This is a genomic window from Yersinia sp. 2542 StPb PI, assembly GCF_048593855.1.
GTDB lineage: Bacteria > Pseudomonadota > Gammaproteobacteria > Enterobacterales > Enterobacteriaceae > Yersinia > Yersinia enterocolitica_E.
Map to the genome: position 1 here is coordinate 1 of NZ_JAZGQA010000096.1, position 16,928 is coordinate 16,928.

Below are 16,928 nucleotides of genomic sequence, written 5' to 3' on the forward strand. Positions count from 1 at the left end.
AGAGCATAAAGAAAGGAAAAGAAAGGTTTGTGGCGGAATTGGCCACAAACCAAAGTGATATATAATGAAAGGTCTACAGGGCGATTCGTTGTCCATCAATCCAAATGGTTTGTAGCATGAGCCGCGAATCAAGCGCGATAATGTTGGCTCGTTTGCCTGCCGACAAAGAACCATATGTGTGGTCAAGTCCCAACATTTTGGCAGGGTGCAGCGAGGCCATATGAATCGCATCCGCAGCAGGGACACCCACGTTATTGACCAGATTTCGCACCGCTGCATCCAACGAAAGTGTACTTCCGGCCAGCCCTCCAGAGGCAGTACGGACAATACCCTGTTGCATTGTTACTGGATGACCGCAAATCGTATAGTCGCCATCAGGCATTCCAGCCGCGCTCATCGCATCGGTTATCAGCAATACTCGAGGCTTGGCGCAGGTACAGCAAAGGCTCATTACTGCGGGGTGAACATGGTGACCATCTGCTATCAACTCAAGCCATGCTCGCTTATCGGTGAGCCCTGCGCCAACCATGCCGGGATTACGGTGATGAAGACCTGTCATACCGTTAAAGCAATGCACCAGTCCATCGGCTCCCACATCAAACGCACGAATAGTTTCTTCATAGTTCGCCGCGCTGTGGCCGAGCATGACCTTTATCCCCTGGCTTTTTAGATACTTAATCGCCGCCAACGCACCCGATTTCTCAGGTGCCAATGCCACAACACGTAATGTGTGTTGTGACACGTCAATCAACCTGTTTAGCTCAGTAATATCCAGCTCACGGAACAGCTCCGGTGGATGTGCCCCTTTGTTCTGCGGGGTGAAGTAAGGGCCTTCAAGATAGCTACCCAACACCGTCGCACCTTGTCCACCTTGATGGTAGCGCTGCGCAATACGCTGCAGTGCACACTCTATTTCCCCAAGGGGAGCGGTGACGGTGGTCGGCAACCAGCCACCCACCCCTTCGCGTGCTTTATACAATGCCAACTGATCCAGTATCTCTGGCGAGTCATCCATGACATCGACACCATCACCGCCGTGGACATGAATATCGATATAGGCTGGGCACAGTAGTTCAAAGTCGCGCAGCGTAACCCCTGCGGGGATTGGCTCGATGGCAACGATGGTGTTGCCATCTATGCGTAACTGATGGTCGTCGAGCCAGCCATGCTCGGTCAGCACCCGTCTGGCTCGCAACAGTGCTGTCATATACCTTCCTCGACAGGGGCGGCTTCGCGATAACGGCCCATTTCGTCCACCAGACTGGTCAACCCTCGGTGACCACACTCGAGCGCCTGAAGGCGGAACTCTTTACTACTGAGTCCATCGCGCTCCAGCACCATCTCCAGCAAAAGCTGTAGATTTACTCCGGTGATCACTTCACGTTCTGCTTTTTGCATTGCCAGCGTCGAGGCCACGCGGAAGGGGGTACCTCCGAGCAAATCCGTCAAAAAAATCAGCCCTTCTTTTTCATCCAGATTAGCTAACGCCTCTTCAAACTGAGCGGTAAGCAGCGCGGTGGAGGAGCTTTCAGGAAAATCGATGGCTATCACTTGCTGTTGTTCGCCAAGTATTTGTTTCATCGCTTTTTCCAGTCCGGTGGCAAACCCACCGTGACCGCTAAGAATAATGCTTAACATGGAGTTTCCTCTTGCTTACAAAAAGTGGCCAAATTTTCCAACAACGCCTAATACCACGGTCAGCCCGATGAGTCGCAGAGGACTCCAGCCACGGCGCACTAACCAGTACATCGTGAGGGTGTATACCAGTGGGAGGAAGGCTGGCATCAGTTTGTCGATAACATCAGTTTGCAGCTTAACCACAGCATCGCCTGCGGTGATTTCAAGCGTGGTGGACAAGCGAACGTAGGTGGCGACAAGTGCACCGATCACCGTCATCCCAACGATAGAAGCCGCTCGCCCCACTTTAAGTGTATTGGCTTTGATAAGCGGGATAGCCGCGACCCCCATGCGATAGGCATAGTGAGCAAGCCCGAAACGAAGCCCAAGATGGACGACATTAAACATCACGAGAAATACGATTGCGCCGAGGATCGAACCTTGCAGGGCCAAACTGGCTCCAATACCGCCACAGATGGGGAGCAAGGTCAGCCAGAACATCGCATCACCAATTCCTCCCAGTGGCGCACCAACGGCGATTTTCGTACTTTGAATACTGTTCACATCCTGTTTTGAACGTTCCATCGCCAGTATGATGCCGATGACAAACGTCACCAAGAAAGGATGGGTGTTGAAGAACCCCATATGGCCTTTCATCGCCCGCGCCAGATCATTTTTATTGGTGTGGATCTTTTTCAGCGCGGGCAATATGCCATACAGCCAGCCGGAAGCTTGCATACGCTCATAGTTAAATGAGGCTTGCAGCAGCATGGAACGCCATGCCACGCGGTTGATATCTTTCTTTGTCAGCTCCGCACCGATACTTTGGTCTTCATAGATATTGTCGTTGCTATCAATGACCGGCTTTTCAGTGACGTTAGCGCTTGGCAGAACCTGAGTATTAGATGCCATCTTCGAATTCCTCTTTCTGAGTGCTGGAAGTCTGCTGCGGAGTTGAGTCTTTACGCATGAAATCGATTAACGCCATTGCCAAGGCTGCGGCGGCAATCGCCAGTACCGGCAGTTTCAGCCAGGCCGCAGCAACAAAGCCAAGAATGAAGTAGGGGATATAAACGTTTTTCATCATTATTTTCAGCAATACGGCAAAGCCGATTGCAGGCATGATGCCACCAGCTACACCAAGGCCGTCTATCAGGCGGGCTGGCAAGACATCAATGACCGTCTTCGCATGCTCAGCACCAAAATAGATGGGCAAGAATGCGCACAGAAAATAGAACGTACCCAGAGCCAGCAAGGCCAGATAATTAACGCGTTCAATGCCGTCGGTATCCGCATTTGCCGCCATCCGGTCGCAGCGCGCCATCACACCAGACATGATAGAGAACAAGAAGGTGATGCCCATTTGCACCGCCACGGCGAACGGCACGGCAACCCCAACCGCGACCTCCGGTTTTACACCGGCAGTAATAGCAAAGGCCGTGCCGACAATAGTCCCGATAATCACATTCGGCGGTTGGGCACCGGCCAGTGGAGCAAGCCCCATCCAGACCAGTTCCAGAGTACCACCGGTGAGTATCCCCATATGAAGGTCGCCAAGGATCAGGCCAACCAACGGCCCAAGGACCACCGGGCGGTGCATATGTGTCAGGCCGTTGAACATATCCAAGCCAGCAATAAAGGCCAGAATCCCCAACGCGGATGCCTGTAATAAGCTAATTTCCATAGAAAATACCTCAGAGGAGTTTGTAGAGATCCTGAGCGGGCTCGGTCGGCACGCCCTGAATAAAACATTCCACCCCTGCTTTTCTCAGGCCATAGAAAGCGGCAATATCCTGATCATCGACAGAGACGGTTTTCGCTATTTGTTGTTTACCTTCGGCATAATGCATGTTGCCGACATTGATTCGGGCCACGGGTACGTCACCGTTGACCAGCGTTAGAAAGTCTTCGGGACTTTTGCAGACCAGTAAAATTTTCTGCCGATCGGTTGCACGATGAATATTGTCGATCACTTTTTGCAGTGGCCAGAAGCGCACGGCAATCCCTTCTGCCAAAACCATTTCCATCAGGTTTTGTTGAACCTGATCTTCGGCAACTTCATCATTGGCAACCAACACCAGATTTGCTCCGGCAAAACCAACCCATTGAACACCAACCTGGCCGTGAATCAGGCGCTCATCAATACGACTTAATACAATGTTTGGCATGTTTTATTCCTTATTATCATTGTGTTAATGGGATGACGATGTTCCCATGCAGGCTGCATGGTACTGGCGCAATACATCCTGAATATGGTCAATAATCAGTTCGTGCGGTGTTGCCGCGAGCCGGCCTTCACGGACCTTAACGTATTGAAGTGGCAGATACTGGCTGATCAACGGCAAGGGCAGTGGTTTGTCCGTTAAATTATTTACTAACCGAGCATAAGCCTGGTCAATGTGGTGATCGGGCCAGTAGTAACGAACGCGGTCAGAATAGCTGTAGCCGCGCGCCAGACGACGTTCATCGTTATTACCGTGATAATGCTGTTTCCAGTGCTCCGGGTGTTCCTGCATGACGCTTTCCAGCACATCTCGTAGCCCCGAACATTGGTATGCGGGGCGGAGTTCCTGCTCGATAGCGGCCAGTGAAAATAGCGCTTCACGTAACGCGAAAGTGAGTGCCGGACCCACTTTCAAAATGGCAAAGTGGTGCTGAACTAGCTGTTGTAGGGCGAGCGGAGTTTGGTAATCGGTGGAGTGAGCTTCAAAGACCATCGTGTCAAACTCTTCGATAGTCTGGCTCAGAGCAAGAGATTTCTCAGGTTGATAATCAATAACATGAGTATGATCGAATTCTACACCGGGTTGGACGACTAGCCCGATAATGCGTGGCCACAGGTGGTGCAAACCTTGTTGTTCAAAAGCATGACGATGAGCCTCGAGCGTTGCTTTTGCCGCTTGGGGAGAGGTGACCACCAGCGTTGACAGCGTTTCATGTGCTCCTCCTGGAACAGGGACTTCCGTTCCAATAACATAAACCAGATCAGACGAACCTTGTTTTTCCTTGCGGGTCTGTTCTGCAATTAAGGCAAGCCTTGCTGCTCTCCCGGCGACGATTTCATCTGTTAATGGCACTGGGTCATCTGCACAAGACATACTGCAATCAAGGTGAATTTTCTTAAAGCCAGCCGCGACATAATGGCGAATAAGTTCTTCTGCATGAGACATAGCCTCTGCGGCTGGGGCGTTTTGCCAGCGATTTGGCCCCAGATGATCGCCCCCTAACACCAACTGATTGCGAGGGAAGTGATGTTTATCCGCCAGTTGCTCAACAAAACCACGGAAGTCATCTGGGGTCATACCGGTATAGCCGCCATACTGATCCACCTGATTGGAGGTGGCTTCTATTAATAAGATGGATTGCGCGTCCCGGGCGTGGCGCATTGCTGCTTCCAGAACCAATGGGTGAGCAGAACAGACGGCAAAAATGCCACATCGCTTATCGTGCTTATGGTCGGCCACAAACTCGGTTAAATATTTCACTTTCCTCTCCGTATGGGTTTTTGATTACTTGTGTCTTTCGGTTTGTTTCATTGATACTGCTTTATGGGTTTATAAAAACAAAACGAAAGATAACGGAAATGAGATCTGTTTCGCAAAAGAAACATAATGAAAGGTTTTTTTATCGGGTGATAGCACGGTTTGGCCTAATGTAAAGACTTGCTTTCCGGCAAAAGAAAGGTGTTAATAGATGAAGTGAAATGAAACGAAAGGCTTTTGGGAAGGATCTGATATGAACAATACCGATTCAGTAATGGACAAGCGTATAACGGGCACCAGTGAAAGGCGTGAGCAGATAATTCAGCGGCTTCGTCAGCAAGGAAGTGTTCAGGTTAATGATTTATCGTCATTCTTTGGTGTTTCTACGGTGACTATCCGCAACGATTTGGCCTTTCTGGAAAAGCAGGGGATTGCTGTACGTGCATACGGCGGTGCGCTGGTGTGTGATGCTGGCACACCTGGCGTTGAACCCACGGTAGAAGATAAAAGCTCCCTTAATATTTCTTTAAAGCGCGATATTGCTCGCGTTGCTGCAAATCTGATTAAACCTGGGCACCGCGTGATTCTGGACTCGGGCACGACCACTAATGAAATAGCGCGTCATATGCGTAATCATAAGGAGGTCATTGCTATGACAAACGGCATGAATGTGGCGAACGCGCTGCTTGAGGCTGAGGGGGTGGAATTGCTGATGACAGGAGGGCACTTACGCCGTCAGTCCCTTTCCTTCTATGGGGATCAGGCTGACCAGTCCTTGCAAAATTATCATTTCGATATACTTTTTCTTGGTGTAGACGCCATCAGTCTTGAGCGCGGTGTGAGCACGCATAATGAAGACGAAGCTCGCCTAAATCGCCGAATGTGTGAAGTCGCGGAACGCATCATTGTGGTCACTGATTCCAGTAAATTTAACCGCTCCAGCCTGCATAAAATAATTGATACCCAGCGCATACATATGGTTATCACCGATAAAGGTATTCCAGAGGAAAGTTTGAATGGATTACGAAAAGGTGGGATTGAAGTGCTCCTTGTTGGGGAATAAAAACCGTCTCTTGGCCACCTTTTAGCCTACCGCTATAAAGTAAAGTCCCAGCCAAGAGGCCGGGACTTTGTCAGTAATTTAAGGGAAAGCGTGCTGTTCGGGCCGTAAACGGCGCGAAACGCCGGTGTGCCTGTTGGTACGCTTAACCCTTGGTTCTTCTGGTGGCTAAGCCCCAGCAGGAACTGCATGCGCGGTGTTTTTCAGCACCGGCCCGGTATACTTCTCAATCTCAAGCTGCGCCATTTGCCCACAGTTACCCTGCGCCAGACTGGAAGAACCAATATCGAAAGTCAGGCAGTTGATATTGCCGTTCTTACAAAGAGAACCCGGTACCGCTGGATCCGCCGGGTCAAACCATGCCCCTTCGCTGATGCGCACCACCCCTGGACGTACATCTTCAGATACCACAGCACCTACCAATATCTGCCCACGGTCATTGAACGCACGGACTAAATCGCCATTAACAATGTTACGCCCTTTGGCATCCTGTGGGCTTATCAGTATCGCTTCCCGATCGGCCACGGCGTATTTTTCACGCAGTGGTGTGTTATCTAACTGTGAATGCAGCCGGTTGATTGGGTGTGCGGTGTTTAGCGACAGTGGATATTTCTTCGCTTCCACCCCGCGATACCATTCATGAGGTGGCATCCAGGTCGGGATCCCCTGACAATCGGCGTATTCCATTTTAGCGATAGTATCGGAGTAGATCTCAATCTTGCCAGACGGGGTACCCAGCGGGTTGAGCAATGGATTGTCACGATAATCAGCAAAGCGCACCCACTGCTGGTTCGCTTCGGGGGTAGGGAAGCGAATGTAGTTGTTCGATTGCCAGAACATATCGAATGGCGGCAGAGCGACCCGTGCGGTACGGGCCTGAGACTTCATATCGTCGTACATCGCTTTCAGCCACTGAGTCTCATCTTTGCCCTCGGTAAAGGCATCAATCACTCCCAGCTTGGTGGCCATCGCCGCGAAGATATCAAAATCATTACGCGCTTCATGCTGTGGCGGCACGCATTGGTGCATCGGGAAGACATAAAGTTGCGAGTAATCGCCGCCCATCTCCAGATCGTTACGCTCATAGCTGGTGGTCGCCGGTAATACGATATCGGCGTGTTTAGCGGTGGCGGTCCAATAGGGTTCGTTAACCACAATGGTTTCAGGGTGCTGCCAGGCTTTCACCAGATTGTTGGTATCCTGATGCTGGTGGAAAGTATTGCCACCGGCAACGTAGACCATTTTCACATCTGGATAGGTGACTTTGGTGCCATTGAAATCAATGACTTTCCCCGGATTGGCCAGACATTCGGCAATCCGCGCCACTGGAATCGGCGATGGTGAGTTCTTCGGTGCACTCCCGGCAGAAATCCCCGGTAAAATGCCGCCCTTGGCCGTTGGGCTACCGCCAGAGGAGTAGTGATAGCTGAAGCCAAAGCCGCCACCCGGCAGGCCAATTTGGCCCAGCATTGCCGCGACGGTGACCAGTAACCAGTGCTGCTGCTCACCGTGATGCTGACGTTGAATCCCCCAACCGCCCATAATCATGGTGCGCTGTTTAGCCATATCTCGCGCCAGTTGGCGCAACACATCGGCATCCACACCACTGATATCCGCCGCCCATTCTGCGTTTTTCGGCTGACCGTCAGTTTCACCGAGCAGATAGGCCTGGAATTTATCAAAACCAATGGTGTAGGTTTTTATAAAGTCAGGATTATGCAGTTTTTCTGTTAATAGCGTATGGGCGATACCGATCAACATGGCGCTGTCGGTATATGGCCGTGGCGCAATCCATTGTGCATTGGTGAATTTAGCACTGTCGTTATGCACCGGATCAATACTGATAACTTTGGTACCTTTCTTCTTCAGCGCTTCAAAACCAGTTTGACCCACATGATCGGGGATATTCCAACTGTTTTTCAAGGTGATCATCGGGTTACAGCCCCAGAGGATCACCAGTTCGCTGTTATCTACCACGTTTGGCCAGGCCGTCTGCTGTTCGTAGACCTCCATTGACCCCATGACGTGGGTCATAATCACCTGTGCCGCACCAGTTGAATAGTCACCGGCATAGCCCAAAAAACCCCCACTCAGGTTCATTAAGCGTTGTAGTAGCGTGCGGCTGTTATGTAGCATCCCCACACTTTTCCAGCCATAAGATCCGGCGTACAGCGCTTGCGGGCCGTGGTCTTTCTGCACCCGCACAATTTCGCCGCATACCAGTTCAGTGGCTTTATCCCAACTGACACGTACCCACTCATCCCGGCCACGCAGTTCGGTATGGCTACCGGGGCCACCTTCCAACCAACTTTTACGCACCATCGGGTATTTGATGCGGTTATCCGCATGCACCTGATAGGGTGCCATAGTGATCAGGTCATTCGGCCATGGATCATCTTTGACAGGTTGCACACCGATCATCCGGCCATTCTCGACGATAGCTTCAAATGCGCCCCAATGAGCGCCGGTCAGAATACCTTTTTGCGCCTGACGCAGTGCCAGAAACTGAGGTAATGCCTGACTGATGGCTTGGGCTAATGCAGATTTGGGCCACAGGCCACCAACGATAGGCAATACAGCCAGTGCGCTGGTTCCGAGTAAGAAGCGACGGCGGCTCATTTCTAACGGTTGTTGTTCGTATTTAGTCATTTTCGCCTCTTATTTACAGCTTGGCCGGCATATCACTGGCATGTTTTTGTACATACTGTGTCATCACACGCAACTGTTCCTGAGTCAGGGAGGTGCGTGGTGCCATGCCTTTGATTACCCCAATCCATTGGTTAGCGTTGAAGCGATCCAGTGCGGTTAAACCGTGGCAGCCGGTACAGTTGGCCGACATCATATCAGCGGCATAGCGCCAAATTTTCTGTTGATCATCAACGAGTTGTTTCTTAGGTAACCACACCTGTAGTGCAACTTGATGCCAAACCAGATTGGTTTCTGCATCGGTCTGCGTGTTCAATGTTTTCAGCGCTTTTTGTGCGTCCTCGCCCAGTAATACACTCAGAATACGTTTCCCTTGTGCGGCATAGAACACTTCGGCCACCCCATCTTGCTGCCAGCCTTTAACATCAACCAACACCTGATCACCTTGCTGTTTTACCACTTCAACTTGTGTTGAGGGCATCAGGTTACCGGCGTTATGGCTGTCACCAGCATTCATAAAGAAAGGCTCGGTGGCGATGGTATATAAGGTGGTCGCCGTTGCGGGTGTTTGTGCCGCCGCCGTTGCCAACTCTGCCGCGCCAGCCTGGGTCACCTCACTCATATCCGGCAGGATATGGGCCACGCCTTTATGGCAATCGATACAGGTTTCACCTTGCTTAATAGCCACCGGATGCTGAATACGCGCTTCAGCACTTTGTCCGGTGATGTCCATCGCATCAAAGCTGTGACATGAGCGGCAAGTGGCCGAGTCATTCTCTTTTAGCGTTTTCCATACCGACTGCGCCATGGCGAGCTTATGGGCTTCATATTTCTCAGGTGTATTAATAGTGCCAACCATTTCACCGTAGATATCTTTGACCGCGCGGATTTTGGTCCACAGATAATCAAGTGGTTCGTGTGGCACATGGCAGTCAGCACATTCAGCACGGATGCCTTTGGTGTTTTGGAAGTGGACACTGCCTTGATATTCAGCCAGTGGCTGTTGCATGGTGTGACAGGACACGCAGAACGCGGTATCACTGGTTTTATGAAAGACGGTGGCGGTACCTGCTAATAGTGCAGCACCAATAATGATGCCGATCAGCAGGAGCCATAACCATCCCCACCGGCGTCGCTTCACGAAGCCAGTTTGTTTCTTGCTCATAAATTGCCCCACTTAATATATCTAATAGTTATTGGTAAAACGAAGTTATCTAATGCCTCGATACTCAAAAGGCCAGATAATCTGCCAACAGACCCTTATCCACTAGCGATAAGTATTTCCCATAAAATAAGTGGGTCTATTGTAGGGGGATTTGGTGCTGATGACTAACTCGTTAGGGGTATTTAGCAATATTAGTTCAGATTTGCTGAATATAAATGCGAGGTATGAGTCAGTTTTAGCGCTATACCACAAATAACTCTCTAAATTAAAGGGTTATATACCTTGTTATATAATGGTATTTTTTAGTCGAAGGGATAATAGAACTGCTTATTTAACCATAAATCGATGGCATGACGACTGGCTTCAAAATGAGGTTCGGGTAATTCCCGCGGATTACACCATAGCCATTGCTGACACTTGTCAGGTTCTTTCAGCTCTGGCTGTCCACCGGCGTGTTGCGCCAATAAGCAAACGGAAACGGTATGTTTACCTTCTGCGCGCCAGGTGGCGATGTTATTGCATAATGCGATAACATTCATCTCTTTGATATTTAAGCCTGTTTCTTCGGCTACTTCACGTTTTGCGGCTTGTTCAAAAGACTCTCCGGCCTCCATGTGGCCACCGGGAATCGACCAATAAGGGGCGTGCTGACCGCAACGTTTACCCAGTAACACCTCACCTTGTTGATTGACGATAATGACACCCACACCGACTGCAACGGACATTGTACGGACTCCTGTTAAATGAAGGTCAGCAACCATCAGCTATTATGGTTTTTTTACTGCTGACGGAGTTAAATTCACCACAAAAATGTGCGGGCTGTCAAAAATCCATCAAGAATAGAAGCAGAAAACTTGCATATATTCTCAGTCGGAAACACACTACTTGAAACGTTTCAGCGTTATCTCGTCACCAAATGATAAAGGGTAACGCTCCTTTTTCTCATTAAAGCTGAAACGATTCAATTTCAGCAAGAGAGGAGATTTATGTTCCAGTTATCTACGCAAGATATCCATCTGGCTGCACAGGCAGACAGCAAAAACGCTGCTATTACTCAGGTTGCTGCAGCACTTACTCAGGCTGGCTGTGTTGCCGCCGCTTATGTCGATGGCATGCTGGCCCGCGAGCAGCAAACCTCTACTTACCTGGGTAATGGCATTGCCATTCCACATGGTACCACTGATACTCGCGACCTGGTGCTAAACACCGGTGTGCAAGTTTTCCAATTCCCGCAGGGTATTGCATGGGGCGAAGATCAAACCGCCTATATTGTTATCGGTATCGCCGCGCGTTCAGATGAACATCTGGCATTGTTACGCCAACTGACCCACGTATTAAGTGATGATGCTGTTGCTGCACGTCTGGCGAAAACCACCTCGGCTGAAGAGTTACGCAGTTTGCTGATGGGTGAGCAAAAAACCGCTGAATTCCATTTTGACACGTCACTGATAGCAATCGATGTGGCGGCTGACAATCTGATCACGCTGCAAGCACTGAATGCCGGTCGCTTGCAACAAATTGGCGCAGTAGATGCTCATTTTGTTAGCGATGTCATTACCCGTGAGCCACTCAATTTGGGACAGGGTATCTGGCTGAGCGACAGTACCGAAGGTAATTTGGTCAGTGCTGCCACAGTAAGCCGCCCGGTAGCTGCATTTGAGCACCATGGCGAAAAAGTGGCGCTGTTGCTGACGCTCTCCGTGGCCGATGACCAACCGCTGTCGGTATTGAACTATTTAAGTGATTTACTGTTGGCGAAAAAAGCTGACGTTTTGCTGAACGCTGATGCTGCCGCCTTGCTAGCCTTGCTCACCAGTGAGTATGTCGAGCAGAATGAAGTATTAAGCGCTGAGTTTGCTATCCGTAATGAACACGGGTTACATGCGCGCCCAGGGACGATTTTAGTCAATACAATCAAACAGTTTACCAGTGAAATCACCGTGACCAATCTGGACGGCACCGGTAAACCCGCTAATGGACGTAGTCTGATGAAAGTTGTGGCTTTAGGGGTTAAAAAAGGCAATCGCCTGCGCTTTACCGCCAGTGGTGAAGATGCACAAGCAGCATTGGATGCTATTGGTGAAGCTATCGCCGCCGGTTTGGGCGAGGGGGCAGCATGAGCAGAAGAGTTGCAACCATCACGCTGAACCCGGCTTATGATCTGGTGGGTTTTTGCCCTGAAATTGAACGCGGTGAAGTTAATTTGGTGAAAACTGCCGGCCTGCATGCCGCGGGTAAAGGGATTAATGTTGCCAAGGTGCTGAAAGACCTAGGGATTGATGTCACGGTTGGTGGCTTCCTGGGTAAAGATAACCAAGACGGTTTTCAACTGTTATTCAGCGAGCTGGGTATTGCTAACCGCTTTCAGGTGGTACCGGGCCGAACTCGCATTAACGTCAAACTGACAGAAAAAGATGGCGAAGTGACCGATTTCAACTTCTCCGGTTTTGAAGTCAATAAGCCGGATTGGGATCGTTTTGTCACTGACTCGCTGAGCTGGTTGGGGCAATTCGATATGGTCGCGGTCAGTGGTAGCTTGCCCGAGGGCGTAAACCCTGATGATTTTACCGATTGGATGAAACGCCTGCGTAGCCAATGCCCGTGCATTATTTTCGACAGCAGTCGTGAAGCATTGGTCGCAGGCCTGAAAGCCTCACCTTGGTTGGTGAAACCCAATCGTCGTGAACTGGAGATCTGGGCGGGTCGTCCATTGCCTGAATTGGGTGATGTGGTAGAAGCCGCACATGCTCTGCGTGATCAAGGGATTGCTCATGTGGTGATTTCTCTCGGGGCTGAAGGGGCATTGTGGGTCAATGCGTCGGGTGCCTGGTTGGCAAAACCACCTGCCTGTGAAGTGGTCAGTACCGTCGGTGCCGGTGACTCCATGGTCGGTGGCCTGATTTATGGTTTGTTAATGCGCGAGTCCAGCGAGCACACGCTGCGTCTGGCAACAGCAGTTGCAGCTTTGGCGGTGAGTCAGAGCAATGTTGGTATTACGGATCGCCCGCAGTTGGCAGCCATGATGGCAAGAGTCGACCTGAAACCCTTTAATTAATCCCTGGAGGCGAAATGAAAACGCTACTAATAATAGACAGTTCGCTCGGGCAGGCCAGAGGCCACCTTGCGACACTGATGTTGGGTGCTGCGGCGGCAAAAGCAGGACTGAGCTGGGTTGAGAATGCCACTGATGCAGAACTGGTGATTGTCGCCGGGCAATCAGCCCCGGCTGACAGTGCGCTGAACGGTAAAAAGCTCTATATCGGTGATGTGGAAAAAGCGGTGCGCGATCCTGATAGTTTCCTGGCGCAAGCCATTGCGCAGGCTAAACCTTACCAGGCTGCGGTTGCTGTCGCACCCGTGACCACCACGGTGGCTGGCCCGAAACGTATTGTGGCTATTACTGCTTGCCCGACAGGTGTAGCACACACTTTTATGGCTGCTGAAGCCATTGAAAGTGAAGCGAAAAAACGTGGCTGGTGGGTGAAGGTTGAAACGCGTGGCTCGGTTGGTGCCGGTAATGCGATTACACCAGAAGAAGTGGCTGCGGCTGATCTGGTGATTGTTGCTGCGGATATTGAAGTGGATTTGGATAAGTTTGCGGGCAAACCGATGTACCGTACCACGACAGGTTTGGCGCTGAAGAAAACCGTACAAGAACTGGATAAAGCACTGGTTGAAGCTGAAGTCTATCAGCCTAAAACCGGCAGCAGCACCGGTACCAAAAAAACAGAAACCGGGGGTCCTTATCGTCACCTGCTGACCGGTGTGTCTTACATGTTGCCAATGGTGGTTGCTGGCGGCTTGTGTATTGCCCTGTCATTTGTGTTCGGTATTAAAGCCTTTGAAGTGAAAGGCACATTGGCTGCCGCCTTGATGCAAATTGGTGGCGGTTCTGCTTTTGCGCTGATGGTACCTGTTCTGGCCGGTTTCATTGCATTCTCAATTGCTGATCGTCCGGGTCTGACCCCAGGTTTGATTGGCGGGATGTTGGCAGTGAGTACCGGGGCTGGTTTCCTCGGCGGTATTATCGCAGGTTTCCTGGCCGGCTATGTGGCGAAAGCCATCAGCACTAAGCTGCGTTTACCGCAAAGTATGGAAGCACTTAAACCGATACTGATTATTCCACTGGTAGCGAGTCTGATAGTGGGTTTGATTATGATTTATGTGGTCGGTACGCCGGTGGCAAAAATCATGGCAGGTCTGACTAACTGGCTGCAATCCATGGGTACTGCCAATGCCGTGTTGTTGGGGGCTATCCTCGGCGCCATGATGTGTACCGATATGGGTGGGCCGGTGAACAAAGCCGCCTACGCGTTTGGTGTGGCACTCCTGAGTTCTTCTGTTTACGCGCCGATGGCCGCTATCATGGCCGCAGGGATGGTTCCTCCGCTGGCGATGGGACTGGCCACACTGTTGGCACGTCACAAGTTTGACAAAGGTGAGCAGGAAGGGGGCAAGGCTGCGCTGGTTCTGGGGCTGTGCTTTATCTCTGAAGGGGCAATTCCGTTTGCCGCCCGTGACCCGATGCGTGTCTTGCCGTGCTGTATCGCCGGTGGTGCGCTGACAGGTGCATTGTCTATGGCATTCGGTGCGCAACTGATGGCCCCACACGGTGGTTTGTTCGTGTTATTGATCCCCGGGGCAATTCATCCGGTGCTGCTGTATCTGGTGGCAATCATTGCCGGTACCGTATTGGCAGGTGGTCTGTATGCGATGTTGAAACGCGCTGATGTTGTGGTCGCAAAAGCGGCATAAGCGCGGCATCATAAGCTTCACTCATAAAAAACCGGCCTTATGCGCCGGTTTTTTTATGTTTACTCACAGTGATTCGGCTAAACGCCATTCAGCTAGACTTTAGCTTGTGAGTTCAGCTTGTGACTTCAGCCAGGCTATCTCTTCAGCCCAAATATCAGGATTGACCGTTTCTAAAATCAGCGGGATATTATCAAAACGGGGATCACGCATAATATAGCTGAACACGGTTTTACCAATATTGCCCTCACCGAGACTGTGGTGTCGATCGACCCGGCTGTTAAATTCACTTTTCGCATCATTAAGATGCATACCGCGCAGATACTGAAACCCGACGATATCGCTAAGTTGCTTGAAGGTATGTTCGCAATCTTCTTCCGTGCGCAGATCATAACCGGCAGCAAAAGCATGGCAAGTATCAATGCAGACACCGACGCGGCTCTTATCTTCCACCCCATCAATGATGGCGGCCAGATGCTCAAACTTAAACCCCAGATTACTGCCCTGACCGGCGGTGTTTTCAATCACCGCTGTCACCCCTTCACTGACATCGAGCGCCATATTGATAGATTCGGCGATACGTGCCAGACACTTATCTTCATCAATTTGCAGTAAATGGCTGCCTGGGTGGAAATTCAGTAATGACAGCCCCAGTTGTTGACAGCGGGCTATCTCGTCGATAAAGGCTTCGCGGGATTTCTCCAGCGCTTCAGTGACGGGATGGCCCAGATTAATCAGATAGCTGTCATGTGGCAGAATTTGAGCGGAGGTATAACCGTATAGCTCACAAGCTTGCTTGAACTTCTCTATCACATCTTCTGCCAGCGGTGCGGCACGCCACTGACGTTGATTCTTGGTAAACAGGGCAAAGGCGGTGGCCTCAAGTTCGTGCGCCCGAATCACAGCCTGGTCTACACCACCTGCTGCGCTGACATGTGCACCGACAAATTTCATTCCATTCTCCTTTGATAACTGGGCCATTATGGCACTGATAACGCCATGATTGAATGGGCGAAGCTGCAAGGAAAAGAAAAGGGCCGCGAGCGGCCCTGAAGTGACATGTTTTATGCCGCGATATGTTGCACCAGCAAATTGATGCCGGTCCCACCGACTATCAGCCAGACAAACAGCAGCAGTGCCAATAATAGCGGTTTTACCCCGGCCTGACGGATAGAGCCCACATGGGTGGTCAGTCCGAGAGCGGCCATCGCCATCGCCAGCAAAATGGTGTCCAGTGTAATCAGGTGATTCACCCATGCCGCAGGTAATAGATTCAGTGAGTTAAACCCGGCCATCAGAATAAATATCACTGCAAACCAAGGAATAGTGATGGCACTTTTTTCCCGTTTTTCACCACCGGTGTTGAGGTTGCAACGCGCCAAATAGGCTGAGAGTAACAACAGGAACGGAGCCAGCATCATCACCCGGATCATTTTAGTAATCACGGCGGCGTTTTCAGCCTGAAAACCGATGGCATGTCCGGCGGCAACCACCTGTGCGACCTCATGAATCGTTGAACCGGCAAAAATACCAAAGGTTTCCTGACTAAACGGCAACCATTGGTAATGCAGGTTTAGCTGATACAGCCATGGGTAGACAAAAATGGCGAGCGTGCCGAAAATCACCACAGTGGCGACAGCAACCGCCACTTTACTGGCATCAGCTTTTAGCACCGGCTCGGTGGCCATAATAGCTGCGGCGCCACAAATACTGCTACCGGCACCAATTAACATCACGGTTTGCTGGTCCAGACCAAATACCCGTTTACCCAGCCAGCATGCCAGCACAAAGGTTGAACTGAGGGTCAAAAGGTCAATAACCATACCGGTAGCCCCCACATCCGCCACTTGTTGAAAGGTCAGCCGGAAGCCGTATAAAATGATACCCAGTCGCAGTAAATGCTGTTTGGCGAAGACGACGCCATCAGAGCAGACGGGTTGTACCCACGGATACAAGGTATTGCCGACCACGATGCCAAACAAAATGGCCAGCGTCAGTGCCCCCAACCCCATATTGATAAACCACGGCATATCACCCACGTTGAGCGCCAACCCGGTAATCACGCCGGTTAACACCAAGCCCGCAATGTAGCGGCTTAGGGGGAACTGATGTGTTCGAGGGAGTTCTTTAGTATGAGAAGTCGCCATGTTTGTGTCCTGTGTTCTGTAAAGATTGCACACAGTTTAACGCCTTCAATCTTAATAGA

Annotated in this window: 15 protein-coding genes; 4 read left to right on the forward strand and 11 right to left on the reverse strand. The window is 50.8% G+C overall.

The window, feature by feature from the left end; all coding sequences use genetic code 11:
- Positions 1 to 73 precede the first annotated feature (73 nt).
- The 6 genes from nagA to kbaZ are packed head-to-tail and all read right to left on the reverse strand — an operon-like array spanning position 74 to position 5,102.
- Positions 74 to 1,207, reverse strand: coding sequence for an N-acetylglucosamine-6-phosphate deacetylase (gene nagA, locus V1952_RS12880; protein WP_420074861.1), 1,134 nt, complete (start codon positions 1,205 to 1,207; stop codon positions 74 to 76).
- Positions 1,204 to 1,638 carry a PTS galactosamine/N-acetylgalactosamine transporter subunit IIA gene (agaF, locus tag V1952_RS12885; protein WP_005193054.1) on the reverse strand — a complete coding sequence of 145 codons (435 nt, stop codon included), beginning with the start codon at positions 1,636 to 1,638 and terminating at the stop codon, positions 1,204 to 1,206. Before agaF ends, nagA begins: the two co-directional genes overlap by 4 nt.
- Positions 1,639 to 1,653: 15 nt before the next feature.
- Positions 1,654 to 2,529, reverse strand: coding sequence for a PTS N-acetylgalactosamine transporter subunit IID (agaE, locus tag V1952_RS12890; RefSeq protein WP_083158369.1), 876 nt, complete (start codon positions 2,527 to 2,529; stop codon positions 1,654 to 1,656).
- Positions 2,519 to 3,301, reverse strand: coding sequence for a PTS N-acetylgalactosamine transporter subunit IIC (agaW, locus tag V1952_RS12895; RefSeq protein ID WP_005193049.1), 783 nt, complete (start codon positions 3,299 to 3,301; stop codon positions 2,519 to 2,521). Before agaW ends, agaE begins: the two co-directional genes overlap by 11 nt.
- A 10-nt stretch (positions 3,302 to 3,311) precedes the next feature.
- Positions 3,312 to 3,785, reverse strand: a complete 474-nt coding sequence (agaV, locus tag V1952_RS12900; RefSeq protein WP_083158371.1) for a PTS N-acetylgalactosamine transporter subunit IIB — start codon at positions 3,783 to 3,785, stop codon at positions 3,312 to 3,314.
- Positions 3,786 to 3,809: 24 nt separating this feature from the next.
- Positions 3,810 to 5,102: a tagatose-bisphosphate aldolase subunit KbaZ gene (kbaZ, locus tag V1952_RS12905; protein ID WP_420074862.1), complete on the reverse strand. Its 1,293-nt coding sequence runs from the start codon at positions 5,100 to 5,102 to the stop codon at positions 3,810 to 3,812.
- A gap of 250 nt (positions 5,103 to 5,352) precedes the next feature.
- Between kbaZ and V1952_RS12910 the strand changes: the two genes are divergently transcribed.
- On the forward strand, positions 5,353 to 6,162 hold the full coding sequence (locus V1952_RS12910; RefSeq protein ID WP_420074863.1) for a DeoR family transcriptional regulator: 810 nt from the start codon (positions 5,353 to 5,355) through the stop codon (positions 6,160 to 6,162).
- A 165-nt stretch (positions 6,163 to 6,327) separates the two neighbouring features.
- Here the strand turns inward: V1952_RS12910 and torA are convergent, their stop codons facing one another.
- The 3 genes from torA to V1952_RS12925 form a co-directional block, all read right to left on the reverse strand.
- Positions 6,328 to 8,808, reverse strand: a complete 2,481-nt coding sequence (gene torA / locus V1952_RS12915; protein WP_420074864.1) for a trimethylamine-N-oxide reductase TorA — start codon at positions 8,806 to 8,808, stop codon at positions 6,328 to 6,330.
- A 13-nt stretch (positions 8,809 to 8,821) separates the two neighbouring features.
- Complete coding sequence (locus V1952_RS12920) at positions 8,822 to 9,970, reverse strand: NapC/NirT family cytochrome c (protein WP_083158374.1); 1,149 nt, start codon at positions 9,968 to 9,970, stop codon at positions 8,822 to 8,824.
- 302 nt (positions 9,971 to 10,272) lie between these two features.
- Positions 10,273 to 10,695: a nucleotide triphosphate diphosphatase NUDT15 gene (locus tag V1952_RS12925; protein WP_372559381.1), complete on the reverse strand. Its 423-nt coding sequence runs from the start codon at positions 10,693 to 10,695 to the stop codon at positions 10,273 to 10,275.
- A 261-nt stretch (positions 10,696 to 10,956) separates the two neighbouring features.
- Between V1952_RS12925 and fruB the strand changes: the two genes are divergently transcribed.
- Genes fruB through fruA form a run of 3 tightly spaced genes read left to right on the forward strand, consistent with a single transcriptional unit; the run spans position 10,957 to position 14,725 of the window.
- Positions 10,957 to 12,090: a fused PTS fructose transporter subunit IIA/HPr protein gene (gene fruB / locus V1952_RS12930; RefSeq protein ID WP_372559380.1), complete on the forward strand. Its 1,134-nt coding sequence runs from the start codon at positions 10,957 to 10,959 to the stop codon at positions 12,088 to 12,090.
- On the forward strand, positions 12,087 to 13,025 hold the full coding sequence (gene fruK, locus V1952_RS12935; RefSeq protein WP_083158377.1) for a 1-phosphofructokinase: 939 nt from the start codon (positions 12,087 to 12,089) through the stop codon (positions 13,023 to 13,025). The genes fruB and fruK overlap by 4 nt, the downstream gene beginning before the upstream one ends.
- 14 nt (positions 13,026 to 13,039) lie before the next feature.
- Entirely contained in the window at positions 13,040 to 14,725 is a 1,686-nt protein-coding gene (gene fruA / locus V1952_RS12940) for a PTS fructose transporter subunit IIBC (RefSeq protein WP_420074865.1), read from the forward strand.
- Between the two features lie 99 nt (positions 14,726 to 14,824).
- Here fruA and nfo read toward each other — a convergent pair whose 3' ends face one another.
- On the reverse strand, positions 14,825 to 15,676 hold the full coding sequence (gene nfo / locus V1952_RS12945; RefSeq protein WP_372559378.1) for a deoxyribonuclease IV: 852 nt from the start codon (positions 15,674 to 15,676) through the stop codon (positions 14,825 to 14,827).
- 110 nt (positions 15,677 to 15,786) lie between these two features.
- Positions 15,787 to 16,869 carry a YeiH family protein gene (locus tag V1952_RS12950; RefSeq protein ID WP_372559377.1) on the reverse strand — a complete coding sequence of 361 codons (1,083 nt, stop codon included), beginning with the start codon at positions 16,867 to 16,869 and terminating at the stop codon, positions 15,787 to 15,789.
- Positions 16,870 to 16,928: the final 59 nt, after the last annotated feature.